Genomic DNA, 26,973 nt, shown 5'->3' on the forward strand with positions numbered 1-26,973 from the left:
CGCGCACCGCCCCGCCCTTCCGACGACGACACGCAACGAAGGAGCACGGTCATGACGGCACGCACACACCCCCCGGTGACCGCCGACTCGCTGGTGGCCCGGCTGTTCCAGGTGGTCGACTCCCGCTCGTGGGACGACCTCGGCGAGGTCTTCGCCGACGACGCGGTCTACGAGCGCCCCGGCTACCCGGCCCTGGAGGGCCTGGACCGGATCCGCCACTTCTACGAGCACGAGCGGATCATCGCCTCGGGCGCCCACGAGGTCGACCAGGTCACCGGCGGCCTCGCCGCGGCGGCCTGCTGGGGCCGCTTCCGGGGCGCGAGCCGCGACGGCACCGCCCTGGACGAGGGCTTCGCCGACACGTACCTGGTCCGGGACGGCAAGATCGCGTACCGGAGGACGTACTTCTACCGCGCGGCGATCTGACGCGGAGCGGGGGCCGGCCGAAGGGGCGGCCCCCGCTCCGTTCGCCCCCGGGGGCCCGCCGGAGGCCCTACCCCCGCACCGCCCCCGTCGACCCCCGCACCACGAGGTCCGCCGGGACCGTCACGAGGCCGCCCGGCGGGAGGTCCTCCGAGGCCGTCGCCAGGCGGCCCGCGCGGGCGCCCGTCTCGTGCAGCGGGAGGTGGACGGTCGTCAGGGCCGGGACCGCGTCCAGGGCGGACGGCAGGTCGTCGAAACCGGCCACGGACACGTCGCCGGGGACGTCCAGGCCGCGTTCCCCGAGGGCGGCGCGGACGCCGAGGGCCACCGTGTCGTTGCAGGCGACGATCGCGGTCAGGTCCGGGTCGCGGGCGAGGAGCTCGGCCGTCGCGGCCCGGCCGGAGGCCCGCTCGTACGGGCCGTGGACCGTCGGCCCCTCCGCGACGCCCGCCGCCGCGAGCGCCTCCCGGTGCCCCTCCAGACGGTGCCGGGTCGTGGTCCGGTCGGCCGGCCCCGCCGCGTAACCGATCCGCCGGTGACCGAGGCCGAGCAGGTGCTCGGTGAGGCGGCGCGCGCCGGTCCGGTGGTCGAAGACGAGGGCCGCCGCGTGCGCGTCCCCCTCCACCGGCGGGCGCCCGCACAGCACGACCCGGGTCCCCGCGTCCGCCAGCCTGGACAGTTTGGCGGCCGTCGCCGCCAGCCGCTTCCCGTCCTCCAGGGAGCCGCCCATGAGGATGACGGCGGCGGCCCGCTGCCGCTGGAGCAGCGTGAGATAGGTCAGTTCGCGCTCGGGGGAGCCGCCCGTGTTGCAGACGACGGCGAGCTTCTCGCCCCCGCCCCGCCCGGACGCGCCCGCGCCGATCGCGGTCTGCGCCGCGCTCGCCATGATCCCGAAGAAGGGGTCCGCGATGTCGTTGACCAGCACGCCGACCAGGTCGGACGTGGCGGCGGCGAGGGAGCTGGCGGGGCCGTTGAGGACGTAGTCGAGGTCGGCCACGGCCCGCAGCACCCGCTCCCGGGTGGACTCGGCCACCGGGTAGTTGCCGTTGAGGACGCGGGAGACGGTGGCGGGGGAGACCCGAGCGCGGGCGGCCACGTCCGCCAGGGTGACGGTCATCGCGTGCGTACCTCCGGGGCCTTGTGGGGGGCGTTGTCCGCAGGCTAGCGTTCCTGCCTGTAGAAAGCGCTTTCTATCGGGCGTGGGGCAACCGGGCGATGGCGCGTGGAGCATGCGGGCGATTGCGCGCGGGGCGCCCGGGCGGCCACGCGCGAGATCCCGGTACGACCGGGGGCGAGGCGCCCCCGTACGACCGCGGGTAAGGCGCCCGTACGACCGCACGCGAGACGCCCGTACGACCGCACGTCGAACGCCCGGGGATCGCGCACGGCCCCCGAGGGAGAGGAACCTTCCGTGACACGCAGGACCGTCCGCATCGCCATGAACGGCGTCACCGGCCGCATGGGCCACCGCCAGCACCTGGTCCGCTCGATCCTCGCCCTGCGCGAGCAGGGCGGCCTCGACCTCGGGAACGGCGAGACCCTCTGGCCCGAGCCCGTCCTCGTCGGCCGCCGCGAGCCCGCCCTGCGCGCCCTCGCCGAGAGCCACGGCCTCACCGAGTGGTCCACCGACCTCGACGCGGTCCTCGCGGACGACACGGTCGACGTCTACTTCGACGCCCAGGTCACCTCGGCCCGCGCCGACGCGATCCGCCGGGCCATAGCCGCCGGCAAGCACGTCTACACCGAGAAGCCGACGGCCGGGGACCTGGCCGGCGCCCTCGACCTCGCCCGGCTGGCCGCCGAGAGGGGGATCAAGCACGGCGTCGTCCAGGACAAGCTGTTCCTGCCGGGCCTGCTCAAGCTCAAGCGCCTGATCGACGGCGGCTTCTTCGGCGAGATCCTGTCCGTACGGGGGGAGTTCGGCTACTGGGTCTTCGAGGGCGACTGGCAGGAGGCCCAGCGCCCGAGCTGGAACTACCGCGCGCAGGACGGCGGCGGAATCGTCGTCGACATGTTCCCGCACTGGGAGTACGTGCTCCACGAGCTCTTCGGCCGGGTCACCTCCGTCAGCGCCCACGTCGCCACCCACGTCCCGCGCCGCTGGGACGAGCACGGCAAGCCCTACGAGGCCACCGCCGACGACGCCGCGTACGGCACCTTCGAGCTGGAGGGCGGGGCCGTCGCGCAGATCAACTCCTCCTGGGCGGTCCGCGTCCACCGCGACGAGCTGGTGGAGTTCCAGGTCGACGGCACGCACGGCTCGGCCGTCGCCGGGCTGCGCGGCTGCCGCGTCCAGCACCGCTCGGCCACCCCGAAGCCGGTCTGGAACCCGGACGTCCCCGTCACCGAGCCCTTCCGGGACCAGTGGCAGGAGGTCCCGGACAACGCCGACTTCGACAACGGCTTCAAGGCCCAGTGGGAGCTGTTCCTGCGCCACGTCGTCCTCGACGAGCCCTACCGCTGGGACCTCCTCGCGGGCGCCCGCGGCGTCCAGCTCGCGGAACTGGGCCTGCGCTCGGCGAGGGAGGGCCGCCGCCTGGAGGTCCCGGAGGTGACGCGATGACGACGGCGCCACGACCGGACGACCGCCGCACCGACCCCCTGGAAGGGACCCCGTGACGATCCGCCTCCCCGCCCCCGACGGCGGCCTCCGGGCGTACGAGCCCCGCACCGACCCCGTGCCCCCGGCGCCCGCCCCGGCCGGCCCCCCGGTCTCCCGTACCGTCTTCTCCGCCGCGCACGTCGTCGCCGACCCGTACGCCGACACCACCCCCGACGGCCCCGCCGCCGTCGACTGGGACGCCACCCTCGCCTTCCGCCGCCACCTCTGGTCCCACGGCCTCGGGGTCGCCGAGGCCATGGACACCGCCCAGCGCGGCATGGGCCTGGACTGGGCGGGCGCGGCCGAACTGATCCGGCGCTCGGCCGCCGAGGCGAAGGCCGTCGGCGGCCGGATCGCCTGCGGCGCGGGCACCGACCACCTGCCCCACGGCACGCTGCCGCGGATCCGCGCCGCGTACGAGGAACAGCTCGCGGTGGTCGAGGAGTCGGGCGCACAGGCGATCCTGATGGCGTCCCGCGCCCTCGCGGCCGCCGCGACGGGCCCGGACGACTACCTCGACGTCTACGGCCACCTCCTGCGCCAGGCGAGCGAGCCGGTGATCCTGCACTGGCTGGGCCCGATGTTCGACCCGGCGCTCGACGGCTACTGGGGCTCGGCCGACCTCGACGCGGCGACGGAGACCTTCCTCGCCGTGATCGCGGCCCATCCGGACAAGGTCGACGGCGTCAAGGTCTCCCTCCTGGACGCCCGGCGCGAGGTCGAACTGCGCCGCCGCCTCCCCGACGGGGTGCGCTGCTATACGGGCGACGACTTCCACTACCCGGAGCTGATCGAGGGCGACGACCAGGGCTTCAGCCACGCCCTGCTCGGCGTCTTCGACCCGCTGGGCCCGCTGGCGGCGCGGGCGGTCCGCACCCTCGACACGGGCGACACGACGTCCTTCCGCGCACTCCTCGACCCCACGGTGCCCCTCGCCCGCCACCTCTTCCACCCACCGACCCGCTACTACAAGACGGGCGTCGTCCTCCTGGCCTGGCTGGCCGGCCACCAGGACCACTTCACGATGGTCGGCGGCCTCCAGTCCGCCCGCTCCCTCCCGCACCTCGCGCGCGCGTACGAACTGGCCGACGGGCTCGGCCTGTTCCCCGACCCGGCCCTGGCGGAGTCCCGGATGAAGTCCCTCCTCACGGTCCACGGAGTCCCGCGGTGAACCCCGAGCGCTTCTCGATCAACCAGATGACGGTCAGGCAGCTCCCCCTCCCCGACCTCGTCGCCCACTGCGTCCGCCTGGGGATCCGGGGCGTGGGCCTGTGGCGCGAACCCGTGCGGGAGTACGGGGTGGAGGCGGCGGCCCGGCTCGTGCGGGAGGCGGGCCTGGCGGTCACGACCCTGTGCCGGGGCGGCTTCTTCACCTCGGACGACTGGCTCGCCTCCAACCGCGCGGCGGTCGACGAGGCGGCGGCCCTCGGCACGGACACCCTGGTCCTGGTCTCCGGCGGCCTCACCCCCGCCTTCCCGGACCTCCCGGCCGCCCGGGCCCGCATCGCCGACGCGATCGGCGAACTGGCCCCGTACGCCGCGGAACACGGCGTCCGCCTCGCCGTCGAACCCCTCCACCCGATGTACGCGGCGGACCGCTGCGCGGTCTCCACCCTGGACCAGGCCCTGGAGATCGCCGAGCGCTTCCCGCCCTCGCAGGTCGGCGTGGTCGTGGACACGTACCACCTCTGGTGGGACGACCGCGCCCCGGCGGCGGTGGAACGCGCGGCCGCGGCCGGCCGCGTCCACTCCTTCCAGCTCGCCGACTGGACCACCCCCCTCCCGGCCGGCGTCCTCAACGGCCGCGGCCAACTGGGCACGGGCACGATCGACCTCCGCGCCTGGACCACCCTCCTGGAGAAGGCCGGCTACACGGGCCCGGTGGAGGTGGAACTCTTCAACGACGAGCTGTGGACGCGGGACGGCGCGGAACTCCTGGAGGAGACGCTGGAACGCTTCCTGGAGATCTGAGGACAGCTTCCCGGCGGTCCGAGGACCGGCTTTCCCGGCGCTACCGCTTCGGACCGCCCAGCAGATCCCCGAGCCCGCCCCCCGCTCCGCCCTTCTTCGCGGCGCGCTTGGTGAGGACCGCGACGACGACGGGGACGAGGAGTTCGACCGCGCGGTTCGCGGTGGCCGGCGGGATGCCGGTGCGCTTGGCGACGGCGTTCGCCGCCGGCTTCGCCAGCTTGGCGAGCACCCCGGCCATCAGGCCGCCGCTCACCAGGCCGCCGAAGGCGGCGACGCCCTGGAGCGGCGGTTCGGGGGAGGCGACCTCGTCGACGGCGGCCCGCACCTCGTCCGCGCTGCCGGGCTCGGCGGCGGCCTGCCGCAGTTCGCCGGAGAGCTCCGCCACCGAGCTGCCCACGACCTCCTGGGCCCCGGCCGCGTCCGTACCGAGCAGCCCGGCGATCTCGTGGAGCCGGTCGGCGCCCAGCTCGTTCAGCACGTCGTCCTGGAAGGAAGGATCCTGGAAGGAAGGTTCACTCATGCCGGAAACGCTACGTTTCGTCCGCGCCGACGGCATCCGGAACCGCAGGTTCCCCACAGGCTCGCCCGCACCCTGTCCGACCCCTTCGCTACGGTCGACACATGTCCAACGAGGGTCGCGGTCCGGCAGTGGTCGAAGGGGTCCTGGAGCGGATCACCTACGCCAACGAGGAGACGGGGTACACGGTCGCCCGGGTCGACACCGGGCGCGGTGCCGGTGACCTCCTCACGGTGGTCGGCGCGCTGCTCGGCGCCCAGCCGGGGGAGTCGCTGCGGATGGAGGGCCGCTGGGGGTCCCACCCCCAGTACGGCAAGCAGTTCACCGTCGAGAACTACACGACCGTCCTGCCCGCCACCATCCAGGGCATCCGCCGCTACCTCGGCTCCGGTCTGGTCAAGGGCATCGGCCCCGTCTTCGCCGACCGGATCACCCGGCACTTCGGGCTCGACACCCTCGACATCCTCGAAGACGCCCCGGGGCGGCTGATCGAGGTCCCGGGGCTGGGCCCCAAGCGGACCAGGAACATCACCGCCGCCTGGGAGGAGCAGAAGGCGATCAAGGAGGTGATGGTCTTCCTCCAGGAGGTCGGCGTCTCCACCTCCATCGCGGTGCGGATCTACAAGCAGTACGGGGACGCCTCGATCTCCGTCGTGAGGAACCGGCCCTACCGGCTCGCCTCCGACGTGTGGGGCATCGGCTTCCTCACCGCCGACCGGATCGCGCAGTCCGTCGGCATCCCGCACGACAGCCCCGACCGGGTGAAGGCCGGCCTCCAGTACGCCCTGTCGCAGTCCAGCGACCAGGGGCACTGCTTCCTGCCCGAGGAGCGGCTGATCGCGGACTCGGTGAAGCTCCTCCAGGTCGACACCGGCCTCGTCATCGAGTGCCTGGGCGAGCTGGCCGAGGACCCCGAGGGGGTCGTGCGGGAGACCGTGCCGGGGCCCGAGGGGACGCCCGTCACCGCCGTGTACCTCATCCCGTTCCACCGGGCCGAGCTCTCCCTCGCCGGGCAGCTCCGGCGGCTGCTGCGGGCCGAGGAGGACCGGATGCCGGCCTTCCGCGACGTGCCCTGGGACAAGGCCCTGGCCTGGCTCGCCACCCGCACCGGGGCCTCGCTCGCGCCCGAGCAGGAGGAGGCCGTGCGGCTCGCCCTGACCCGCAAGGTCGCGGTCCTCACCGGCGGCCCCGGCTGCGGCAAGTCCTTCACGGTCCGCTCCATCGTGGAGCTGGCCCGCGCCAAGAAGGCCAAGGTGGTGCTCGCCGCCCCCACCGGCCGGGCCGCCAAGCGGCTCGCGGAGCTGACCGGCGCCGAGGCGTCCACCGTCCACCGGCTCCTGGAGCTCAAGCCCGGCGGGGACGCCGCCTACGACCGGGACCGGCCCCTGGACGCGGACCTGGTCGTCGTCGACGAGGCCTCCATGCTGGACCTGCTCCTGGCGAACAAACTGGTGAAGGCGGTGGCCCCGGGCGCCCACCTGCTGCTCGTGGGGGACGTGGACCAGCTCCCCTCGGTCGGCGCGGGCGAGGTCCTCGGCGACCTGCTCGCCCCGGGCAGCCCCGTGCCGGCGGTCCGGCTGACCCGGATCTTCCGGCAGGCCCAGCAGTCCGGCGTGGTCGTCAACGCGCACCGGATCAACGCCGGCACGCCCCCGCGCACCGACGGCCTGCCGGACTTCTTCCTCTTCGCCGAGGAGGAGACCGAGGACGCGGCCCGGGTCGCCGTGGAGGTCGCGGCCCGCCGCATTCCGGCCAAGTTCGGCCTCGACCCGCGCCGGGACGTGCAGGTCCTGGCCCCGATGCACCGGGGCCCGGCGGGCGCGGGCGCGCTCAACGGACTGCTCCAGCAGGCCATCACCCCGGCCCGCCCGGACCTCCCGGAGAAGCGGTTCGGCGGGCGCGTCTTCCGGGTGGGTGACAAAGTGACCCAGATCCGTAACAACTATGACAAGGGGGCCAACGGCGTCTTCAACGGCACCGTCGGCGTCGTCACCGCCCTGGACCCCGTCGAGCAGCGCCTGACCGTGCGGACGGACGAGGACGAGGAGGTGCCGTACGACTTCGACGAGCTGGACGAACTCGCCCACGCGTACGCGGTCACCATCCACCGCTCGCAGGGCAGCGAGTATCCGGCGGTGGTGATTCCGGTCACCATGAGCGCCTGGATGATGCTCCAGCGGAACCTGCTCTACACGGCCGTCACCCGGGCCCGGAAGCTGGTCGTCCTGGTCGGCTCCCGCCGGGCCATCGCCCAGGCGGTCCGCACGGTCTCGGCGGGCCGCCGCTTTACCGCACTCGCCCACCGGCTCACAGGGCCCGCCCTCGTGTGAAAGATCACGGAGGGGTACCGGAACCGGGGCGAAGGGGGCAGGATATGAAGGTTGGCGGCACTCAGTGCCGCCGATTGGCCCAATGGTCGACCCCGAGTGCACTCTCCTGAGCCAAATGGGGGATGGTAGAGACAGTCAGGGCACCTCGAAGAAGAGGCACTACGTCGGTGAGGGATGACGTGAGCGACAACTCTGTAGTACTGCGGTACGCGGACGGTGAATACACCTACCCGGTGGTCGAGAGCACCGTCGGTGACAAGGGCTTCGACATCGGGAAACTCCGAGCCCAGACCGGTCTGGTCACCCTGGACAGCGGATACGGCAACACCGCCGCCTACAAATCCGCGATCACCTACCTCGACGGTGAGCAGGGCATTCTGCGGTACCGCGGCTACCCCATCGAGCAGTTGGCGGAGCGCTCCACCTTCCTCGAGGTGGCGTACCTGCTGATCAACGGTGAGCTGCCCAAGGTCGACGAGCTCGCGACCTTCAAGAACGAGATCACGCAGCACACGCTGGTCCACGAGGACGTCAAGAACTTCTTCCGCGGCTTCCCGCGGGACGCCCACCCGATGGCGATGCTGTCCTCGGTGGTCTCCGCGCTGTCCACCTTCTACCAGGACAGCCACAACCCGTTCGACGAGGAGCAGCGTCACCTCTCCACGATCCGGCTGCTCGCCAAGCTGCCGACGATCGCGGCGTACGCGTACAAGAAGTCGATCGGCCACCCGTTCGTCTACCCGCGCAACGACCTCGGGTACGTCGAGAACTTCCTGCGCATGACCTTCTCGGTCCCGGCCCAGGAGTACGAGCTCGACCCGGTCGTCGTCTCGGCGCTCGACAAGCTGCTCATCCTGCACGCGGACCACGAGCAGAACTGCTCGACCTCCACCGTGCGCCTGGTCGGCTCCTCGCAGGCGAACATGTTCGCCTCGATCTCCGCCGGCATCTCGGCCCTGTGGGGCCCGCTGCACGGCGGCGCCAACCAGTCGGTCCTGGAGATGCTGGAGGGCATCAAGGCCAACGGCGGCGACGTCGACTCCTTCATCCGCAAGGTGAAGAACAAGGAGGACGGCGTCCGCCTGATGGGCTTCGGCCACCGGGTGTACAAGTCCTTCGACCCGCGCGCCAAGATCATCAAGGCGGCCGCGCACGACGTCCTCTCCGCGCTCGGCAAGTCCGACGAGCTCCTGGACATCGCGCTCAAGCTGGAGGAGCACGCGCTCTCGGACGACTACTTCGTCTCGCGCAACCTCTACCCGAACGTGGACTTCTACACGGGTCTGATCTACCGCGCGATGGGCTTCCCGACCGAGATGTTCACCGTGCTCTTCGCGCTCGGCCGCCTTCCCGGCTGGATCGCCCAGTGGCACGAGATGATCAAGGAGCCGGGTTCCCGCATCGGCCGCCCGCGCCAGATCTACACGGGCGAGGTCCTGCGCGACTTCGTCCCGGTCGAGGGCCGCTGAGCCGTACCGGACTCCGGAAAAGCGAGAAGCGCCCCGCCGCCGATCCCCCCACGGGTCGGCGAGCGGGGCGCTTCCCATATCCCCGGTGCGGATTCCCCCCACGGGATCCGGGCCGGGCGTCTGCCGGCGCCAGCCGGTGGCTGCGCGGATCGGGCGCGACGCGGTATGCCGGGGTACGCGTACGGGAGGGCCGCTCAAAGCTCCCCGGTGCACGTGCCCCGGCCAAACGCTTGCCTGGAACGTCCCCCAAGACATCCCATGAACGTCCCCCAAGACGTTCTCGGCATCGCCCACTTAGACTCACGAACAGCCCAGATGGTTACCCCACAATATCTGTGATCTAGGTCTCGGTGTGAAGGTCCTGTGCGTCACGTGTAGGTGAACTCACGTGAACCGCCGGGACCGCAGGCCGCAGAACGCGACGAACAGGGACGAAAGGGCCATCGCGAGCCCCGCACCCATCGGATGGAGCGGTCCGGCCGCCGCGAGCGGCGGCGCGGCCGCGTCGTGGCCGAAGGCCCGGCCGACGAGACCCGCCCGACGAGACCCGGGCGGCGAGGGCGACGCAGGTCGTGCCACCGGCCGTCGGCTCGGTGATCGTGGACGCCACCAGGGGTTACGCGCGGAAGCGGGGCCGTACCCGGTGACGGTACGACCCCGCGAAGCGCCGGCGGCCCGGTGGTCGGACCCGTGGTCCGGCCACCCGCGCCCGGCGGTCAGACCAGCTCGTAACCGGCCTCGTCCACGGCGGCGCGCACGGCCTCGCGGTCGAGCGGGGCCTCGGAGACGACGGTGACCTCGCCGGTCTTGGCGACGGCCGTGACGGAGGTGACGCCGGGGAGCGCGGAGATCTCGCCGGAGACGGCGCCCTCGCAGTGCCCGCAGGTCATGCCCTTGACCTGGTAGACGGTGGTGAGTCCGGTCTGCGTCTCTGCGGCCATGGCGTTCTCCTCGTGGGTTGCGAAGCCTTACGGAGATCGAGCTTATACCCCTAGGGGGTATGAATTCCAGTCGCGTCCGCGCCGCGCCGAATGAGGGATCCGGGCCGGAGTCCATGGTAGATACCCGACATGTCACCTTCGGGGAACTCCCTGATCCTCATCATGACGATCGCCGTCCTGGCGCCCCTGCTCGCCTACGCCGCGGGCCGCAGGATCCCGGTTCCGCTCGTCGTCTTCGAGATCCTGCTCGGCGTCCTCGTCGGCCCCGACGTCCTCGACTGGGCCCACACGGACGCCCTGGTCGACGGCCTCTCCCAGCTCGGCCTCACCATGCTGATCTTCCTCGCCGGGTACGAGATCGAGTTCGGCGAGGTCCGCGGCGACACCCTCCGGCGCGCCGTGTGGGCCTGGGTCGCCGCCCTCGCCCTCGGCCTCGGCGTCGGGGTCCTGCTCGGCGGCGGCTACGCCAAGGGGGTCTTCATCGGGGTGGCCCTGACGAGCACGGCCCTCGGCACGGTCCTGCCGGTGCTGCGGGACGCGGGCGACCTGCACGGGCGGTTCGGCTCGGTCGTCATGGCCTTCGGCTCGGTCGGCGAGTTCGGGCCGGTCATCGCCATGGCCCTGCTGCTCAGCGGGCGTGGCGCGGGCGAGTCCACGGTGCTCCTCGCGGTCTTCGCGGCGCTCACGGCCCTGGCGGTCCTCTGGGCGCTGCGCCCGCGCCCGCCGTGGTTCTCCCGGGTCGTCGCCAGGACCCTGGACACCAGCGGCCAGTTCGCGGTCCGGTTCGTCTTCCTGCTGCTCGCCCTGATGCTGGGGGCCTCGCAGGCGCTCGGGCTCGACGTGCTGCTCGGCGCCTTCGCGGCCGGACTGATCACCCGGCTCGTGCTGGCCGGGGCCGCGCCCGAGTCCGGCCCGCGGATCCTGGAGAAGGTCGAGGGCGTCGGGTTCGGCTTCCTCGTCCCGGTCTTCTTCGTCGTCACCGGGATCGAGTTCGACCTGTCCGCGCTCCTCGACGGGGGCCGGAACCTGCTCCTGCTGCCGGTCTTCCTGCTGCTCTTCCTGGTCGTGCGCGGCGGGCCCGTGTGGTTCCTCGCCCCGCGCGACCTCGGCCGCGCGGACCGGCGGGGGCTCGTGCTCTACGGCTCCACCGCGCTGCCGCTCGTCGTCGCGATCACCGCCATCGGCGTGGAGGACGGCGAGCTGACGGCGGGCGAGTCGGCGGCGCTCGTCGGGGCCGGCATGGTCTCGGTCCTCGTCTTCCCGCTGCTCGCGACGAAGCTGCGGGGGCGGGGGCGGGCCGGGGGGAAGGTGCCGTCCTCCGACCCGGTCAGCGGCTCGGAGACGTGGTGACCGGGGGCTCCGCCGACTGCTCGACCAGAGGGGAGAGGTAACGCAGGAGGAGGGTCTTCAGCTCGGCGACCGTGGCGTCCCGCTCGGGGCCCTCGGGTGCGGCGAGGACGAGGTCCAGGCCCCCCTTGAAGGCGGCGAAGGCCATCCCGGCGGTCCGGCTCCGGTCGGCGGCGGACAACGCGGGCGCGTAGTGGGCGATGACCTCCTCCACCCGGGTGAGCAGGGTCGCGTGGAGCTCGTCGTGCTCCTCGGCGATCCGGCCGGGGACGTCGGAGCCGTGCATCAGGGCGAGGAAGGCCGGGTTGGCACAGTTGAACTCGATCAGCGGATCCACGACGGCGTCGAGCAGTCCGGGCAGCGGCAGGGTGAGGTTCTCCGCCGTGAACGCCTGGCCGTGCGCCTCCCGCATGTCGTGCAGGAGGCGCTCGCCCAGCTCGATCGCGATGGCCTCCTTGTTCGGGAAGTACTGGTAGAGCGTGCCGGGCGAGACGTGCGCCTCGCGGGCGATCGCGTTGGTGCTGGTCGCCGTGTAGCCGTTCGCGCAGAAGACGTTCGCGGCGGCCTGGAGCAACTGCGCGATGCGGCGCTCGCCCCGCGCCTGACGGCGGCGCGGCTTCGGTTCTTCGGACGTGTCCTCGGACATGACTGTCCCCAGCTCTTCTCGACCCGTTTGACAAACACGAGAGGTCGCTCGCATTCTTGGGAAACGCGAGTGATCGCTCGTGTTTGCCAGTCTATGGCAATGGGTGACCCGTGCGTCCTGCCGGGAAGCGTGTGCGCACGGGTCAGGTGAAGGGGACACCGCGTCATGGCCGAAGTCAAGAAAACAGCACCCGGCGCGGCCGGCGGCGGGGGAGAAACCGCAGGTGGGGACGGGGCGGGGGGCGGTCGCGCGGCCGGTGTCGGCGCGCGGACCGGCGAGGGGGCGGCTTCCCGGCCCGGGGCCCGACGCGGCGGGGCGCCGAGTGCCGGGGCCCGGAGCGGGGGCTGGACGCGGTTCGTGACCGCGCGGCCCCGGCTCACCCTGCTCGTCGCCCTCGTGCTCACCGCCCTCGCCGTCCTGGCCGGCGGCGGGGTCGCGGACCGCATGGGCAGCGGCGGCTGGGAGGACCCGGCCGCCGAGTCCACGTACGCCTCCGAGACCCTGGAGCGGCACTTCCCGGGCTCCCGGCCGAACCTGCTCCTCCTCGTCGACTCCGGCACCGCCGGGACCGACGCCCCGGCCGTCGCCGCCGAGGCCCGCCGCCTCGCCGAGCGGCTCGACGCCGAACCGGGCGTCGAGGGCGTCGGCTCCTACTGGTCCACCGGCTCGCCCGCCCTCCGCTCCGAGGACGGCCGCAAGGCCGTGATCGCCGCCCGGATCACCGGCGAGGAGAAGGAGGCCGCAGCCGTCCTCGACCGGATCGCCCCTGCCTACCGCGGCGCCCACGGCCCCGTGGAGGTCTCGCTCGGCGGCGAGCTCGCCGTCCGCCACGAGATGCAGACGCTCATCGAGGAGGACCTGCTGCGGGCCGAGCTCATCGCCCTGCCCCTCACCCTCGTCCTGCTCGTCATGGTCTTCGGCAGCGCCGTCGCCGCCCTGCTGCCCCTCGGCGTCGGCATCGTCGCCATCCTCGGCACCAACGCGATCCTGCGCGGCCTCACCGAGTTCACCGACGTCTCCGTCTTCGCGCAGAACCTGACCACCGCGCTCGGCCTCGGACTCGCCATCGACTACGCCCTGTTCGTCGTCCGCCGCTACCGCGAGGAACTCGCCGCCGGCGCCGACGCGCACACCGCCGTCCGCACCACCCTGCGCACCGCCGGGCGGACCGTGCTCTTCTCCGCCCTGACCGTCGCCGTCTCGCTCGCCGCGATGCTGGTCTTCCCGCAGTACTTCCTGCGCTCCTTCGCGTACGCCGGGATCGCGGTCGTCCTGCTCGCCGCCACCGCCGCCCTCACCCTGCTCCCGGCGGCCCTCGTGCTGCTCGGCCACCGGGTCGACGCCCTCGATCTGCGGCGCCCGGTCCGGCGCGGCCGGGAACCCCGGAAGGACGCCTCCGGCGCGGGCTGGGCGCGCGCCGCCGGCCTGGTGATGCGCAGGGCGCCCGTCTTCGCCGTCCTCACCACCGCCGGACTCGTCCTCCTCGGACTGCCCTTCCTCGGCGTGGAGTTCGGTACGGCGGACGACCGCCAGCTCCCCGCCACCGCCTCCTCCCGGGTCGTCCAGGACGAGCTGCGGGACGGCTTCCCCGGCGACCCCGGCGGCGGAATCACCGTCCTCGCCGAGGGACCGGCCACCCCCGGGCAGTACGCGGCCTACCGCGAGCGGATCGCGGCCCTCGACGGCGTCGGCCGGGCCGACGGGCCGGTCACCGCGGGCGGCGGCGCCCCCGCCTACTTCACCGTCGTGCCCGACGGCGAGACCGTCGGCGCCGGGGCCCAGCGGGTCGTCGGCGAACTGCGCGCCGCCGAGGCCCCCTTCGACACCTCCGTCACCGGACCGGCCGCCGTCCTGGTCGACTCCAAGGACGCCATAGGCGAGCGGCTGCCCTGGGCGGCGGGGATCATCGCCCTCGTCACCCTGCTCCTGGTCTTCCTGCTCACCGGCAGCGTCCTCATCCCGATCCAGGCCGTCGTCCTCAACGCCCTGAGCCTCACGGCCATGTTCGGCGCCGTCGTGTGGGTCTTCCAGGAGGGCCACCTCTCCGGCCTCCTCGGCTTCACCCCCACCGGCGACATCGAGACCACCCTGCCCGTGCTCATGTTCTGCGTGGCCTTCGGACTCTCCATGGACTACGGGGTGTTCCTGCTCTCCCGGATCAAGGAGGAGTACGACGCCACCGGCGACCACGAGCACTCCGTCCGCTTCGGCCTGAGCCGCACCGGCGGCCTGATCACCGCCGCCGCCGTCATCCTCGCCGTCGTCATGGTCGCCATCGGCACCGCCCGCGTCACCAACACCAAGATGCTCGGCCTCGGGGTGGCCCTCGCCGTCCTCATGGACGCGATGGTGGTCCGCAGCCTCCTCGTCCCCTCCGCGATGAAGCTGACCGGCCGCCTCACCTGGTGGGCCCCGGGACCGCTGCGCCGCTTCCACGACCGCTTCGGCGTCAGCGAGTCGGACGCGCGCAACCGCGCATCTCTTTCGAGCGTGGAAGAAGTGTCCGAGAAGCGGCGGGAGGTGACCTCTCTCCGTTCTTGACGGGAACAAGGCGGATGATTTCGTGACACACGTGCGTACGGCCCTGGCCGTCGGTGTGGCGCCGGTGGTGTTCGGGGCGGCGACGGCTGGGACGCGTACACGCTGATCACCCGGCTCACCCCGACCCGCGCGGACGGCAAGGGCGACCTCCTCGCCCGCGACAAGGCCGGAAGGTCATGAGGAGCGGGCCGGTCCGGGGGCGTCCCCGGGCCGGCCCGCTCCTCCACGGCGTCCGGGTCAGTCGCGACGGGCCCGGTTGCCGGGGCGGCTCGCGACCCAGGCGCGGATCGTGTCCGCGTACCAGAAGGGCTTGCCCGACTCGACGTGGTCGGGCGGTGGGAGCAGCCCGTGCTTCCGGTAGGAGCGGACGGTGTCCGGCTGCACCCGGATGTGCGCCGCGATGTCCTTGTACGTCCAGAGCCTCTTGTCCGTCATGCCTGGCACCTCCCTGCGCACCGCGCAGCGGCGGCGGGGGTGCCGTTCGGGGGCGCTGCGGGTGGGCGTTGGCGATCACTGAGCCTGTGCCCCCTGCAACGACCCCTTCAGACGGGAGGGGAACGGCTGTCACGCGCCTGTGACGGGAAACCCGCGTAACGGAGAAAAGCGTGACGAAGCCGGGACGCACGTGACAGAAGTGACGCATCGGGCCGCCGGTGTGTCCCCGTGCGCCACCCCGGCCCGGGAGGGTAGGGGCGCGGTACGGGCCCGGTCACACTCCGCAGGAGCGCAGGAAGCCCCGGGTCCGCAGCGCGATCGGGTACGGGACGTCCGGGTCGCACGGGTACATGTCCTGCTCGACGATGGCGAAGAGGTCCACGTCCAGGGCGCGGGCGGCGGCGAGCACCGGCTCCAGGGCGGGCACCCCGGCCGGCGGCTCGCACATCACGCCCCGCGCCACCGCGGGACCGAACGGCGTCCCCTCGGCGACCACCTCCGCCAGGACCGCCGGATCGACCTGCTTCAGGTGCAGATAGCCGATCCGCTCCCCGTAGGCCTCGATCAGCGCGACGCTGTCCCCGCCGGCGTACGCGTAGTGCCCGGTGTCCAGGCAGAGCGCGACGGCCTCCGGGTCGGTGGCGTCGAGGAAGCGCGTCACGCTCTCCTCGCCGTCCAGGTGCGTGTCGGCGTGCGGGTGGACCACGATCCGCAGCCCGTACCGCTCGTGCACCTCCCGGCCCAGACGCTCCGTCAGGCGGGTCAGGTCCCGCCACTGACCGGCGGTCAGGACCGGATCCTCCAGGACCTCGCCCGTCCGGTCGTCCCGCCAGAACGACGGGATGACGACCAGGTGGCCCGCCCCCATCGCCTGCGCCAGGGCCGCGTTCTCGGCGACGTGCGCCCAGGTCCGCTCCCAGACGTCCGGGCCGTGGTGCAGGCCGGTGAAGACCGTCCCCGCCGAGACCCGCAGGCCGCGCCGGGCGGTCTCCTCCGCGAGGACCGCCGGATCGGTGGGCAGATAGCCGTACGGACCGAGCTCGATCCACTCGTACCCCGCGCCCGCCACCTCGTCGAGGAAGCGCTGCCAGGGCACCTGCCGGGGATCGTCGGGGAACCACACGCCCCACGAGTCGGGAGCGGATCCGACCCGGATCCGGGACGGCGGCGGGGACGAGGTCTGCGGGGACGGCTTCGTCATGACAGCCACCCTGACCCCGGCCGGGAACACCGTCAAGCGTGCCGGTGGTCCGCATGTCCGGACATGTCGTTGACACCCCCAGGGTAGGGAGTTAGACCTGGGAACGGGGCCGAGGGCGAAAGGTGGCGCGTGGAGACGGAGCCGTACGACCTGATCACCATGGGGCGCCTCGGGGTGGACCTCTATCCGCTCCAGACCGGCGTCGGGCTCGACCGGGTCGAGAGCTTCGGCAAGTTCCTCGGCGGCTCCCCGGCCAACGTGGCCGTCGCCGCCGCCCGGCTCGGCCGCCGCACCGCGCTCGTCTCCCGCACCGGCGCCGACCCCTTCGGCACCTTCCTGCACCGGGAGCTGAAGGCCTTCGGCGTGGACGACCGCTGGGTGACCGAGGTCGCCGCACATCCCACCCCCGTCACCTTCTGCGAGGTCTTCCCGCCCGACGACTTCCCGCTCTACTTCTACCGGCTGCCCAAGGCCCCGGACCTGGAGATCCACCCGCACGAGCTGGACCTCGACGCGATCCGCGCCGCCCGGGTCTTCTGGGCCACCGGCACCGGCCTGTGCGCCGAGCCGAGCCGCGCCGCGACCCTGGAGGCGCTCCGGGCCAGGTCGGAGCACGGGGGCGGAGACGGGGGCGGCGGGTACGGCGGGGAGGGCGGGACCGGCCGGGAGGCCACCGTCTTCGACCTGGACTGGCGGCCGATGTTCTGGGCGGACCCGGCCGAGGCCCGCCCGTACTACGCCGAGGCCCTGCGCCACGCCACCGTCGCCGTCGGCAACCTCGACGAGTGCGAGGTCGCGACCGGGGAGCGCGACCCGGAGGCCGCCGCCCGCGCCCTGCTCGCCTCCGACGGCGGCGCCGTCCGGCTCGCCGTCGTCAAGCAGGGCCCGGAGGGCGTCCTCGCGCTCGCCGCCGACGGCACCCGCGCCGAGGCGCCGCCGCTGCCGGTGGAGGTCGTCAACGGTCTGGGCGCGGGCGACGCGTTCGGCGGGGCGCTCGTCCACGGTCTCCTCGCCGGCTGGGACCTCGAACGGACCCTGCGCCACGCCAACGCCGCCGGCGCGATCGTCGCGGGCCGGCTCGCCTGCTCCTCCGCCATGCCGGACCCGGCGGAGATCGCGGAGGCCCTGGCCGGGGGCACGGGAACGATCCGCACGGGAACGCCTCCGGAAAGGGGGTAGGGATGTCCGCCATGAGCCCGAGCCCGAGCCCGCACCCCGGGCGTCCCGCCCCCCGCCCCCCGTCGCTCCACCTCCCCGCCGGGACCGCCGCCCGGGGGCCGTACGCGGTCGACGTCGATCCCGCGCGGGCCGGATGGACGTACTCCGCGCTCCGCGTCCTCACCCTCGGGCCGGGGGAGACCCACTCCTTCGGGAGCGGGGATTCCGAATGGACCGTGCTTCCCCTCGCCGGTGCCTGTAGCGTGCGCGTCGACGGCGAGATCTTCGAACTCCTGGGCCGCGCGAGCGTGTTCGACGGGGTGACCGACTTCGCCTACGTACCGTGCGACGCCCACGCCCAGATCGCCTCCGGCGCGGGGGGCCGCTTCGCTTTGGCAGGAGCGAAGTGCGAGCGACGACTCCCCGCCCGCTACGGTCCCGCGCCGGAGGTTCCCGTCGAGACCCGGGGCAGCGGCGACCGCGCCCGCGAGGTGCGGAACTTCGCCTCCGCCGACGCCTTCGCCTGCGACCGGCTCATCGCGGTCGAGGTCGTCACGCCCGGCGGCCACTGGTCCTCCTACCCGCCGCACAAGCACGACGAGCACCGCGCCGGCGCCGAGGCCGTCCTGGAGGAGATCTACTACTACGAGGTCCGGGGCCCGCACGGCCTCGCCTACCAGCGGATCTCGCCCTCCCGGCCCGGCGGCGCCGACCTGCTCGCCGAGGTCCGCGACGGCGACGCGGTCCTCGTCCCCGACGGCTGGCACGGCCCCTCGATCGCCCAGCCGGGCCACGACCTCTACTACCTCAACGTCATGGCGGGCCCCGGACCCGAACGCGCGTGGAGGATCAGCTTCCACCCGGACCACACGGAGGGGTACGCGTGAACGAGAACGAAGGCGTCCGCACGAGCGGCCCCCGGCCGTCCCCGGAGCCCACGCGGAGGCCCGCATGAGCACCGTCCGGCTCACCACCGCCCAGGCCCTCGTCCGCTTCCTCGCCGCCCAGTACACCGAGCGCGACGGCGAGCGCCGCCGTCTGATCGCCGCCACCTGGGGGATCTTCGGCCACGGGAACGTCGCTGGGATCGGGCAGGCGCTCGTCGAGCACCCGGCGCTCATGCCCTTCCACCAGGGCCGCAACGAACAGGCCATGGTCCACGCCGCCGTCGGCTACGCCCGCCAGTCCCGCCGCCTCTCCGCGCACGCCGTCACCACCTCCATCGGCCCCGGCGCCACCAACCTCGTCACCGGCGCCGCCCTCGCCACGATCAACCACCTGCCCGTCCTGCTCCTCCCCGGCGACACCTTCGCGACCCGGCCGGCCGACCCCGTCCTCCAGCAGCTCCAACTCCCCTACGCCGGGGACGTGTCCGTCAACGACTGCCTGCGGCCCGTCTCCGCGTACTTCGACCGGGTCGGCCGCCCCGAGGCCCTGGTCCCGGCCGCCCTGGAAGCCGTACGGGTCCTCACCGACCCGGCCGCGACCGGCGCCGTGACCCTCGCCCTGCCCCAGGACGTGCAGGCGGAGGCGTACGACTGGCCCGGGGAGTTCTTCGCCGAGCGGACCTGGCGGGTCCGCCGCCCCCGCCCCGACCGGGACGAGCTGGACGCCGCCGTACGGGCCGTGCGGTCCGCCGAGCGGCCCCTGGTCGTCGCGGGCGGCGGGGTGCGGCACAGCGGCGCCGAGGACGCCCTGCGGACCTTCGCCGAGCGGACCGGCCTGCCCGTCGCCACCACCCAGGCCGGCAAGGGCGTCCTGCCGTACGACCACCCCTGCGACGTGGGCGGCGTCGGCCACACCGGTACGGAGACCGCCGCCGCCCTGGCCCGCGCCGCCGACCTCGTCATCGGCGTCGGCACCCGCCACACCGACTTCACCACCGCCTCCGGCACCCTTTTCCCCGAGGCCGCCCGCTTCCTCAACCTCAACGTCACCGGCTTCGACGCCCACAAGCAGGCCGCGCTTCCGCTCGTCGCCGACGCCCGGGAGGGGCTGACCGCCCTCACGGAGGCCCTGGGCGACCACCGGCGGGACACGGGGAGGTGGGCCGCGTCCAAACGGCGGTGGCAGGAGCGGGTGGACGCCGCCTACGCCGTCCCCGACGAGGACGCCCGCCCCACCCAGACCCAGGTCCTCGGCGCACTCGACACCCTGGTCGACGCGAGCGACATCCTGATCAACGCCGCCGGATCGCTCCCGGGCGACCTCCACAAGCTGTGGCGGCCCCGCTCGGCCGACCAGTACCACGTCGAGTACGGCTACTCCTGCATGGGATACGAGATCCCCGCCGCGATCGGCGTCCTCCTCGCCGCCCCCGGCCGGCCCGTCTGGGCGCTCGTCGGGGACGGGACGTACCTGATGAATCCCACCGAGATCGTCACCGCCGTGCAGGAGCGCCTGCCGCTGCGGCTCGTCGTCCTCCAGAACCACGGCTACGCCTCCATCGGCGGCCTCTCGGAGGCCGTCGGGGCCGAGCGGTACGGCACCGACTACCGGTACCGGGACGCGGACGGCGGCTTCACCGGACCGCCGCTCCCCGTCGACCTCGGTGCCAACGCCGCCTCCCTCGGCATGCGGGTGCTGCGCCCCCGCACCATCCGTGACCTGCGAGAAGCCCTCGGGGAGGCGCGGGCGGCGACGGTTCCCACATGTGTCTACGTCGAGACCGAAACGCCCGACACAGTGTCGGGCCCGCCTCCGGCCCCGGCGTGGTGGGATGTGCCCGTGGCCGAGATCGCGACCCGCAAGGCGGCGGTCGAGGCCCGGGAGGAGTACGACCGGCACGTCACCGCCCGACGCCGCCATCTCTGAAGGAGCATTTCGTCATGACGAACACCGTCAAGACCGTCGACCACTGGATCGGTGGCAAGACCGTCGAGGGCACGTCGGGCAACTGGGGTCCGGTCACCGACCCGGCCACCGGCGCCGTGACCACCCGGGTCGCGCTCGCCTCCGTGGAGGAGGTCGACGCGGCGGTGGCCGCCGCCAAGGCCGCCTTCGCCACCTGGGGCACCTCCTCGCTGGCCCAGCGCACCACGATCCTGTTCAAGTTCCGCGCGCTGCTCGACGCCAACCGCGACGCCATCGCCGAGCTGATCGTCGCCGAGCACGGCAAGGTGCACTCGGACGCGCTCGGCGAGGTCGCGCGCGGCCTGGAGATCGTCGACCTGGCCTGCGGCATCACCACCCAGCTCAAGGGCGAGCTCTCGACCCAGGTGTCGAACCGCGTCGACGTGGCGTCCATCCGCCAGCCGGTCGGCGTCGTCGCCGGCATCACGCCCTTCAACTTCCCGGCCATGGTGCCGATGTGGATGTTCCCGATCGCCATCGCGACCGGCAACACCTTCATCCTCAAGCCGAGCGAGAAGGACCCCTCCCCGTCCCTGAAGATCGCGGAGCTGCTCGCCGAGGCCGGTCTGCCGGACGGCGTCTTCAACGTCCTGCACGGCGACAAGGTGTCCGTGGACCGCCTCCTGGAGCACCCGGACGTGGCGGCGGTCTCCTTCGTGGGTTCGACCCCGATCGCGCGGCACATCCACACCACCGCCTCCGCCAACGGCAAGCGCGTCCAGGCGCTCGGCGGCGCCAAGAACCACATGCTGGTCCTCCCGGACGCCGACCTCGACGCGGCGGCCGACGCGGCCGTCTCGGCGGCGTACGGCTCCGCGGGCGAGCGCTGCATGGCGATCTCGGCGGTCGTGGCCGTCGGCTCCGTCGGCGACGAGCTGGTGGACAAGATCCGCGAGCGCGCCGAGAAGATCAAGATCGGCCCCGGCACCGACCCGACCTCCGAGATGGGCCCGCTCATCACGGCCGTCCACCGCGACAAGGTCGCCTCCTACGTCCACGGCGCGGCGGACGAGGGCTGCGAGGTCGTCCTCGACGGCACCGGCTACACGGTCGAGGGCCACGAGGACGGGCACTGGATCGGCCTCTCCCTCCTCGACCGCGTCCCCACCACGGCCAAGGCCTACCAGGACGAGATCTTCGGCCCGGTCCTCTGCGTGCTGCGCGCCGAGACGTACGAGGAGGGCCTCGCCCTCATCAACGCCTCGCCGTTCGGCAACGGCACCGCGATCTTCACCCGCGACGGCGGCGCGGCCCGCCGCTTCCAGCTCGAGGTCGAGGCCGGCATGGTCGGCGTCAACGTCCCGATCCCGGTCCCGGTGGGCTACCACTCCTTCGGCGGCTGGAAGGACTCGCTCTTCGGCGACCACCACATCTACGGCAACGACGGCGTGCACTTCTACACCCGCGGCAAGGTCGTCACCACCCGCTGGCCCGACCCCTCCGACGCCCCGGCGGGCGTCGACCTGGGCTTCCCGCGCAACCACTGACGCGGACGGTCGCCCGGGGCCCGGAGTGCGGCAACCGCACTCCGGGCCCCGGGCTTCCTCACTCCGGGAGCTCCCAGCCCAGCATCGCGAACACCCCCTCGTCCGCCGCCCCGGTCGTGCGGTAGGTCGCGAGGGCGGGGGCGTTGTCCGTGTCCACGCCCACCCAGGCGCCGTGGCAGCCGCGTTCCCGGGCGGCCGCGAGGAGGGCCTCCGTCAGGGCGCGGCCCGTGCCGCGGCGGCGGTGCGCCTCGTCCACGGACAGTTCGTAGAGGCACATCTCCGTGCCCTTGTCCGGGTGGGTCATCTCGACCCCGGACACGAAACCGGCCGGGAAGCCGTCCGCCGTGTAGGCGATCAGCATCAGGTGGCCCGGCGCCGCCAGGAAGCGGGCCGCCCACTCCTCCCGCGCCGGGCCGTCGTAGAGGTGCTCCGCCGCGACCAGCTCGGCCACCGTCGTCGCCCGCCGGACCTCGATCACGTTTCCTCCCGGGATCCTCGTACCGCGCCTGCGGTACGCGGACCGTACTCCGTACGACCCCAGGAGGTGCGGGACCTCCGTCTTCGGGTCGCCGCGGTCCACAGGGGCGCCGCTTAGGCTCGGGACCATGCGACTCCGACTTCCCCGGTGGGCCGCGGTCACCGCCGCGCTCACCGTCCTCGCGGGTGCCGGCACCTGGACCGCCGTCGCCTCGGACGATCCACCGCCCGTGCACCGCGCGGACCGGACGCTCGACGTCGACGGCGTACGGCTCGACACCTCGTACTTCACCGGCGACGGCGACGGACGCAGGCCCGCCGTCCTGCTCGGGCACGGCTTCGGCGGCTCCAAAAACGACGTCCGCGCCCAGGCCGAGGGCCTCGCCCGCGACGGGTACGCCGTCCTCACCTGGTCCGCCCGCGGCTTCGGCGCCTCCACCGGGGAGATCGGCCTCAACGACCCCGACCGCGAGGTGAAGGACGTCAGCCGGCTCGTCGACTGGCTCGCCGACCGGCCCGAGGTCCTCCTCGACGGAGCGGGCGATCCGCGCGTCGGCGTCAGCGGAGCCTCCTACGGCGGCGCGATCTCCCTGCTCGCCGCCGGACACGACCCGCGCGTCGACGCGATCGCCCCCCGGATCACGTACTGGAACCTCGCCGACGCCCTCTTCCCGGACGGCGTCTTCAAGAAGCTCTGGGCCGGGATCTTCTTCTCCGCCGGGAACGGGGCGGGGACCGGGAGCCTGCCGGGTGCGGGGGACGGGCCGGCCACCGGAGAGGCCCCGGCCGCCGGGGCCGGGAAGGCCGCCGCCTCCAAGGCCCCTGCTTCCAAGGCCCCCGCCTGCGGGCGGTTCACCGCCGAGCTGTGCGCGCTCTACCAGCGCGTCGCCGTCTCCGGGAAGCCCGACGCCGCCGCCCGCGCGCTCCTCGAAGCCCGCAGCCCCTCGGCCGTCGGCGGCCGGATCAAGGTGCCCGCGCTCCTCGTGCAGGGCCAGTCCGACTCGCTGTTCACCCTGGCCCAGTCCGACGCCACGGCCCGGGCCCTCGCCGCCAACGGCGCCCCCGTCGCCGTCGACTGGACCTCCGGCGGCCACGACGGCGGCGACCAGGAGACCGAGCGCGTCGAGCGGCGCGTCGGCGCCTGGTTCGACCGCTGGCTGAAGCGGGACGCCTCCGTGGACACCGGCCCCGCCTTCCGCGTCAGCCGCACCGGCGGCGTCGACTCCACCAACGGCCGGGCGACCCTGCGCGCCGCGACCGCCGACCGCTACCCGGGCCTCGCCTCCGGCACCACGGCCCTGGCCCTCGGCGGCGCCCCGCAGACCTTCGCCAACCCGCCGGGCGGCGCCCCGCCCGCCGTCTCCGCCGTCCCCGGCCTCGGCGGCGGACTCTCCGGCCTCTCCTCCCTCGGCGTCGGCCTCTCCCTCGACTTCCCCGGCCAGCACGCCCGCTTCGACGCGAAGCCGCAGACCGGGGCGCTCCGGATCACCGGCGCGCCGACCGTCCGCGTCAAGGTCACCTCGACCGCCGCCGACGGCTCCGCCGTCCTCTTCGCCAAGGTGTACGACGTCGGCCCCGACGGCCGGCAGCAGGTGCTGCCCGCCCAGCTCGTCGCCCCCGTCCGCGTCGAGGACGCCCGCGCGGGCCGCGACGTCACCCTGACGCTGCCCGCGATCGACCACGAGGTGGAGGCCGGGCACCGGTTGCGGCTCGTCGTCGCCGCCACCGACCTCGGCTACGCCTCCCCGGCCGCCCCCGCCGCCTACACCGTCGCCGTCCGGGGACCGCTCACCGTCCCCACCGCGCCGGGCCTCGCCACCCAGGCCGCCGCCCTGCCCCGGTGGGTGTGGGGCCTGCCGCTGATCGGCCTGGCCGTCGCCGCCGTCCTGCTCCTGACGGCCCGCCGCAGGACCGCCGCGCCCGCCCCCGACCCGGCACTCGCCCCCGTACCGCTCCAGATCACGGGACTCTCCAAGAAGTACAAGGGCGGCGAGCGGTACAGCGTCAAGGACCTCTCCTTCCGCGTCGAGCAGGGCCAGGTCCTCGGCCTCCTCGGCCCGAACGGCGCCGGCAAGACCACCACCCTGCGCATGCTGATGGGCCTCATCGCCCCCGACGAGGGCGAGATCCGGGTCTTCGGCCAGGCGATCCGGCCCGGCGCCCCGGTCCTCTCCCGCGTCGGCGCCTTCGTCGAGGGCGCCGGGTTCCTGCCGCACCTGTCGGGCCGGGAGAACCTCGACCTGTACTGGAAGGCCACCGGCCGTCCCGCCGAGGACGCCCACGTCGACGAGGCCCTGCGGATCGCGAACCTGGGCGGCGCCCTGGAACGCGCCGTGCGCACCTACTCGCAGGGCATGCGCCAGCGCCTCGCCCTCGCCCAGGCCATGCTCGGCCTGCCGGACCTGCTGATCCTGGACGAGCCGACCAACGGCCTCGACCCGCCGCAGATCCGTGAGATGCGCGAGGTGATGATCCGGTACGCGGCCGGGGGCCGCACCGTCATCGTCTCCAGCCACCTCCTGGCGGAGGTCGAGCAGTCCTGCACCCACCTCGTCGTCATGGACCGGGGACAACTGGTGCAGGCCGGGCCCGTCGCGGAGATCACCGGCTCCGGCGACACCCTCCTCGTCACCCTCGCCGAACGCACCCCCGACGGCACCCCCGTCCCGCCCGCCCCCGACGCCCTCGTCGAGAAGATCGCCGCCCTGCCGGGCGTCGGCTCGGCCGCCCGCACCGACGGCGGACTCCTGGTCCGGCTCGACGGCGCCGACGCGACCGCCCTCATCGGCGAACTCGTCCGCCTGGACGTGCCGCTGACCGGGGTCGGACCGCACCGGCGCCTGGAGGACGCGTTCCTGACCCTGATCGGAGGAGGAGCCGCATGAGCAGCGCCACCCCCAGCACCCTGCCGACCGAGGGACCCGCCGGCGCGCCGGAGTCCGCCCCCGGCTACCGCCCGGGACGCACCCTGCCCCTGCGCGTCGAGGCCCTGCGCCAGTGGAAGCGGCGCCGCACCCTGGTGATGGGCGCGATCCTGATCGCCCTGCCGTTCGTCCTGATCGCGGCCTTCGCGATCGGCGGCACCGGGGACGGCGACCGCGAGGGCCGCGTCACCCTGATCGACACGGCGACCACCTCGGGCGCCAACTTCGCGGCCACCTGCCTCTTCGTCTCGGCCGGCTTCCTCCTCGTCGTGCCCGTGGCGCTGTTCTGCGGGGACACGGTCGCCTCCGAGGCGAGCTGGTCCTCGCTGCGGTACCTTCTCGCCGCGCCCGTGCCCCGCTCCCGGCTCCTCGCCTCCAAGCTGGCGGTCGCGCTCGCCTACAGCGCGGCCGCGATGGTCCTCCTCCCGCTGGTGGCCCTGGCGGCGGGCACGGTCGCCTACGGCTGGGGGCCGCTCCAGTTGCCGACCGGCGGCTCGGTGCCGGCCGGGGACGCCCTGCTCAGGATCGGGATCGCCACCGCCTTCGTCTTCGCCTCCCAACTGGTCACCGCCGGGCTCGCCTTCTGGCTGTCCACCCGCACCGACGCCCCGCTCGGCGCGGTGGGCGGCGCCGTCGGCCTCACCATCGTCGGCAACGTCCTGGACGCCGTCACCGCGCTCGGAGACTGGCGCGACTTCCTCCCCGCGCACTGGCAGTTCGCCTGGATCGACGCCCTCCAGCCCCAACTGGAGTGGGGCGGCATGGTGAAGGGCACGGCGATCTCCCTGACGTACGCCCTGGTCCTCTTCGCCCTCGCCTTCCGGGGCTTCGCCCGCAAGGACATCGTGTCCTGACCGGGTGAACGGCCCTCACAACCACCCCCTTCGAGCCGCTTCCGCGCCCGCGCGGAAGCGGCTCGTCGTGCCGAGGGCCGCCATCAGCTCGCCGACCCGGCGGCTGTAGGTCCGCGCGGACATGCCGAGCCGGGCCGCCGCCGTCTCGTCCGTGAGCCCCGCGACGAGGGCGTCGAGCACCGGCCGCAGCGGGGGCGGCAGGTCGTCCGGCGGCGGGGACGGGGACGGCACCGTGTACGCCGCCGGGTCCTCGGCCAGCGCCCAGCAGACCTGGTGGGCCCGGACGAGGGCCTGCACCACCACCGGGTCCCGGATCAGCAGCAGCCCGTTGTAGAGCAGCTCCAGGTCGAGCGGGACCGCCGCCACCGTCCGGTCGACCAGGATCATCTTGAACGGGATCGACTCCGCCAGACGGGCCTGGCCGGGGACCCGGAGGCCGTCCCCGATCCGGGGCAGCGCGTGCCTCGGGACGATCCTGCGCACCTCGTCGGCCCGCTCCGCCGCGGCCCGCATGCACGCTCCCGCCAGCTCCAGGAACGGCTCGGGGATCGCGTAGCCCGCGGACGCGACCGGGTCGTCGAAGGTCAACAGCTCGTGCCGGGTGGAGGCGGCCAGCCCGGCGAGCGCGGCACTGATGCGCCGCGCCCCCCGGACCGGACGCCCCGCGGGCCGCTGTCCTTCGGTCACGGCCCGGTTCATCCCCGAACGGGCGAGCACCACGGAGCCCGCGCTCTCTGCCACCGCTGACCACCCCCGCCGATCGATGTCCACTCCATGTACGCATGCGACTGCACACG

Annotated in this window: 22 protein-coding genes; 14 read left to right on the top strand and 8 right to left on the bottom strand. The window is 73.7% G+C overall.

What is annotated here, in order from left to right:
* Window positions 1-51: 51 nt before the first annotated feature.
* Window positions 52-426, top strand: a complete 375-nt coding sequence (locus tag ACFYNX_RS06325) for a nuclear transport factor 2 family protein (RefSeq protein ID WP_121828153.1) — start codon at window positions 52-54, stop codon at window positions 424-426.
* Window positions 427-493: 67 nt separating this feature from the next.
* On the opposite strand, the gene ACFYNX_RS06330 is transcribed toward ACFYNX_RS06325, so the two are convergent.
* Entirely contained in the window at window positions 494-1,540 is a 1,047-nt protein-coding gene (locus ACFYNX_RS06330; RefSeq protein ID WP_388658278.1) for a LacI family DNA-binding transcriptional regulator, read from the bottom strand.
* 294 nt (window positions 1,541-1,834) lie between these two features.
* Here ACFYNX_RS06330 and ACFYNX_RS06335 point away from each other — a divergent pair, with 294 nt between their 5' ends.
* The 3 genes from ACFYNX_RS06335 to ACFYNX_RS06345 are packed head-to-tail and all read left to right on the top strand — an operon-like array spanning window position 1,835 to window position 4,996.
* Window positions 1,835-2,986 carry a Gfo/Idh/MocA family protein gene (locus ACFYNX_RS06335; RefSeq protein WP_388658280.1) on the top strand — a complete coding sequence of 384 codons (1,152 nt, stop codon included), beginning with the start codon at window positions 1,835-1,837 and terminating at the stop codon, window positions 2,984-2,986.
* Window positions 2,987-3,038: 52 nt separating this feature from the next.
* Window positions 3,039-4,196, top strand: a complete 1,158-nt coding sequence (locus tag ACFYNX_RS06340; RefSeq protein ID WP_388658283.1) for a dihydrodipicolinate synthase family protein — start codon at window positions 3,039-3,041, stop codon at window positions 4,194-4,196.
* Window positions 4,193-4,996 (top strand): sugar phosphate isomerase/epimerase family protein, encoded by an 804-nt coding sequence (locus tag ACFYNX_RS06345; RefSeq protein ID WP_388658286.1) that lies wholly within the window; start codon window positions 4,193-4,195, stop codon window positions 4,994-4,996. Before ACFYNX_RS06340 ends, ACFYNX_RS06345 begins: the two co-directional genes overlap by 4 nt.
* Window positions 4,997-5,036: 40 nt before the next feature.
* Here ACFYNX_RS06345 and ACFYNX_RS06350 read toward each other — a convergent pair whose 3' ends face one another.
* Window positions 5,037-5,516 (bottom strand): DUF937 domain-containing protein, encoded by a 480-nt coding sequence (locus tag ACFYNX_RS06350; RefSeq protein ID WP_365538484.1) that lies wholly within the window; start codon window positions 5,514-5,516, stop codon window positions 5,037-5,039.
* Window positions 5,517-5,617: 101 nt separating this feature from the next.
* On the opposite strand from ACFYNX_RS06350, the gene ACFYNX_RS06355 reads away from it, so the two are divergent.
* Entirely contained in the window at window positions 5,618-7,843 is a 2,226-nt protein-coding gene (locus ACFYNX_RS06355) for an ATP-dependent RecD-like DNA helicase (protein WP_388658289.1), read from the top strand.
* Window positions 7,844-8,022: 179 nt separating this feature from the next.
* On the top strand, window positions 8,023-9,312 hold the full coding sequence (locus tag ACFYNX_RS06360) for a citrate synthase (protein WP_125666997.1): 1,290 nt from the start codon (window positions 8,023-8,025) through the stop codon (window positions 9,310-9,312).
* A 716-nt stretch (window positions 9,313-10,028) separates the two neighbouring features.
* Here ACFYNX_RS06360 and ACFYNX_RS06365 read toward each other — a convergent pair.
* On the bottom strand, window positions 10,029-10,253 hold the full coding sequence (locus ACFYNX_RS06365; RefSeq protein WP_388658293.1) for a heavy-metal-associated domain-containing protein: 225 nt from the start codon (window positions 10,251-10,253) through the stop codon (window positions 10,029-10,031).
* 129 nt (window positions 10,254-10,382) lie between these two features.
* On the opposite strand from ACFYNX_RS06365, the gene ACFYNX_RS06370 reads away from it, so the two are divergent.
* A complete protein-coding gene (locus ACFYNX_RS06370; RefSeq protein ID WP_388658296.1) occupies window positions 10,383-11,603 on the top strand; it encodes a cation:proton antiporter in 1,221 nt (406 codons plus the stop codon).
* Here the strand turns inward: ACFYNX_RS06370 and ACFYNX_RS06375 are convergent.
* The gene (locus ACFYNX_RS06375) at window positions 11,581-12,246 is read right to left on the bottom strand and encodes a TetR/AcrR family transcriptional regulator (protein ID WP_365538475.1); all 666 of its coding nucleotides are present in this window, start codon (window positions 12,244-12,246) and stop codon (window positions 11,581-11,583) included. The genes ACFYNX_RS06370 and ACFYNX_RS06375 overlap by 23 nt on opposite strands.
* Window positions 12,247-12,411: 165 nt before the next feature.
* On the opposite strand from ACFYNX_RS06375, the gene ACFYNX_RS06380 reads away from it, so the two are divergent.
* Window positions 12,412-14,787 (top strand): MMPL family transporter, encoded by a 2,376-nt coding sequence (locus ACFYNX_RS06380; protein WP_388658299.1) that lies wholly within the window; start codon window positions 12,412-12,414, stop codon window positions 14,785-14,787.
* A gap of 237 nt (window positions 14,788-15,024) precedes the next feature.
* Here ACFYNX_RS06380 and ACFYNX_RS06385 read toward each other — a convergent pair whose 3' ends face one another.
* The gene (locus ACFYNX_RS06385; RefSeq protein WP_125668083.1) at window positions 15,025-15,222 is read right to left on the bottom strand and encodes an AlpA family transcriptional regulator; all 198 of its coding nucleotides are present in this window, start codon (window positions 15,220-15,222) and stop codon (window positions 15,025-15,027) included.
* A gap of 274 nt (window positions 15,223-15,496) precedes the next feature.
* Window positions 15,497-16,423 carry a sugar phosphate isomerase/epimerase family protein gene (locus tag ACFYNX_RS06390; RefSeq protein WP_388658302.1) on the bottom strand — a complete coding sequence of 309 codons (927 nt, stop codon included), beginning with the start codon at window positions 16,421-16,423 and terminating at the stop codon, window positions 15,497-15,499.
* Between the two features lie 159 nt (window positions 16,424-16,582).
* On the opposite strand from ACFYNX_RS06390, the gene iolC reads away from it, so the two are divergent.
* The 4 genes from iolC (at window position 16,583) to mmsA (ending at window position 21,921) form a co-directional block, all read left to right on the top strand.
* Window positions 16,583-17,602 (top strand): 5-dehydro-2-deoxygluconokinase, encoded by a 1,020-nt coding sequence (iolC, locus tag ACFYNX_RS06395; protein ID WP_388659729.1) that lies wholly within the window; start codon window positions 16,583-16,585, stop codon window positions 17,600-17,602.
* Between the two features lie 11 nt (window positions 17,603-17,613).
* Window positions 17,614-18,468, top strand: coding sequence for a 5-deoxy-glucuronate isomerase (iolB, locus tag ACFYNX_RS06400; protein WP_388658305.1), 855 nt, complete (start codon window positions 17,614-17,616; stop codon window positions 18,466-18,468).
* A gap of 64 nt (window positions 18,469-18,532) precedes the next feature.
* Entirely contained in the window at window positions 18,533-20,395 is a 1,863-nt protein-coding gene (iolD, locus tag ACFYNX_RS06405) for a 3D-(3,5/4)-trihydroxycyclohexane-1,2-dione acylhydrolase (decyclizing) (RefSeq protein WP_388658308.1), read from the top strand.
* A 14-nt stretch (window positions 20,396-20,409) separates the two neighbouring features.
* Complete coding sequence (mmsA, locus tag ACFYNX_RS06410) at window positions 20,410-21,921, top strand: CoA-acylating methylmalonate-semialdehyde dehydrogenase (RefSeq protein WP_388658311.1); 1,512 nt, start codon at window positions 20,410-20,412, stop codon at window positions 21,919-21,921.
* A gap of 58 nt (window positions 21,922-21,979) precedes the next feature.
* Here mmsA and ACFYNX_RS06415 read toward each other — a convergent pair whose 3' ends face one another.
* Window positions 21,980-22,396: a GNAT family N-acetyltransferase gene (locus ACFYNX_RS06415; RefSeq protein WP_388659732.1), complete on the bottom strand. Its 417-nt coding sequence runs from the start codon at window positions 22,394-22,396 to the stop codon at window positions 21,980-21,982.
* A 130-nt stretch (window positions 22,397-22,526) separates the two neighbouring features.
* Here ACFYNX_RS06415 and ACFYNX_RS06420 point away from each other — a divergent pair, with 130 nt between their 5' ends.
* Window positions 22,527-25,283 (top strand): CocE/NonD family hydrolase, encoded by a 2,757-nt coding sequence (locus tag ACFYNX_RS06420; protein ID WP_388658314.1) that lies wholly within the window; start codon window positions 22,527-22,529, stop codon window positions 25,281-25,283.
* The gene (locus ACFYNX_RS06425; protein ID WP_388658317.1) at window positions 25,280-26,176 is read left to right on the top strand and encodes an ABC transporter permease; all 897 of its coding nucleotides are present in this window, start codon (window positions 25,280-25,282) and stop codon (window positions 26,174-26,176) included. Before ACFYNX_RS06420 ends, ACFYNX_RS06425 begins: the two co-directional genes overlap by 4 nt.
* A 15-nt stretch (window positions 26,177-26,191) precedes the next feature.
* Here the strand turns inward: ACFYNX_RS06425 and ACFYNX_RS06430 are convergent, their stop codons facing one another.
* Window positions 26,192-26,917 (bottom strand): DNA-binding response regulator, encoded by a 726-nt coding sequence (locus tag ACFYNX_RS06430; protein WP_365538457.1) that lies wholly within the window; start codon window positions 26,915-26,917, stop codon window positions 26,192-26,194.
* Window positions 26,918-26,973: the final 56 nt, after the last annotated feature.

This window comes from Streptomyces sp. NPDC007872, from assembly GCF_042868165.1.
In the GTDB taxonomy this organism is placed as follows: domain Bacteria; phylum Actinomycetota; class Actinomycetes; order Streptomycetales; family Streptomycetaceae; genus Streptomyces.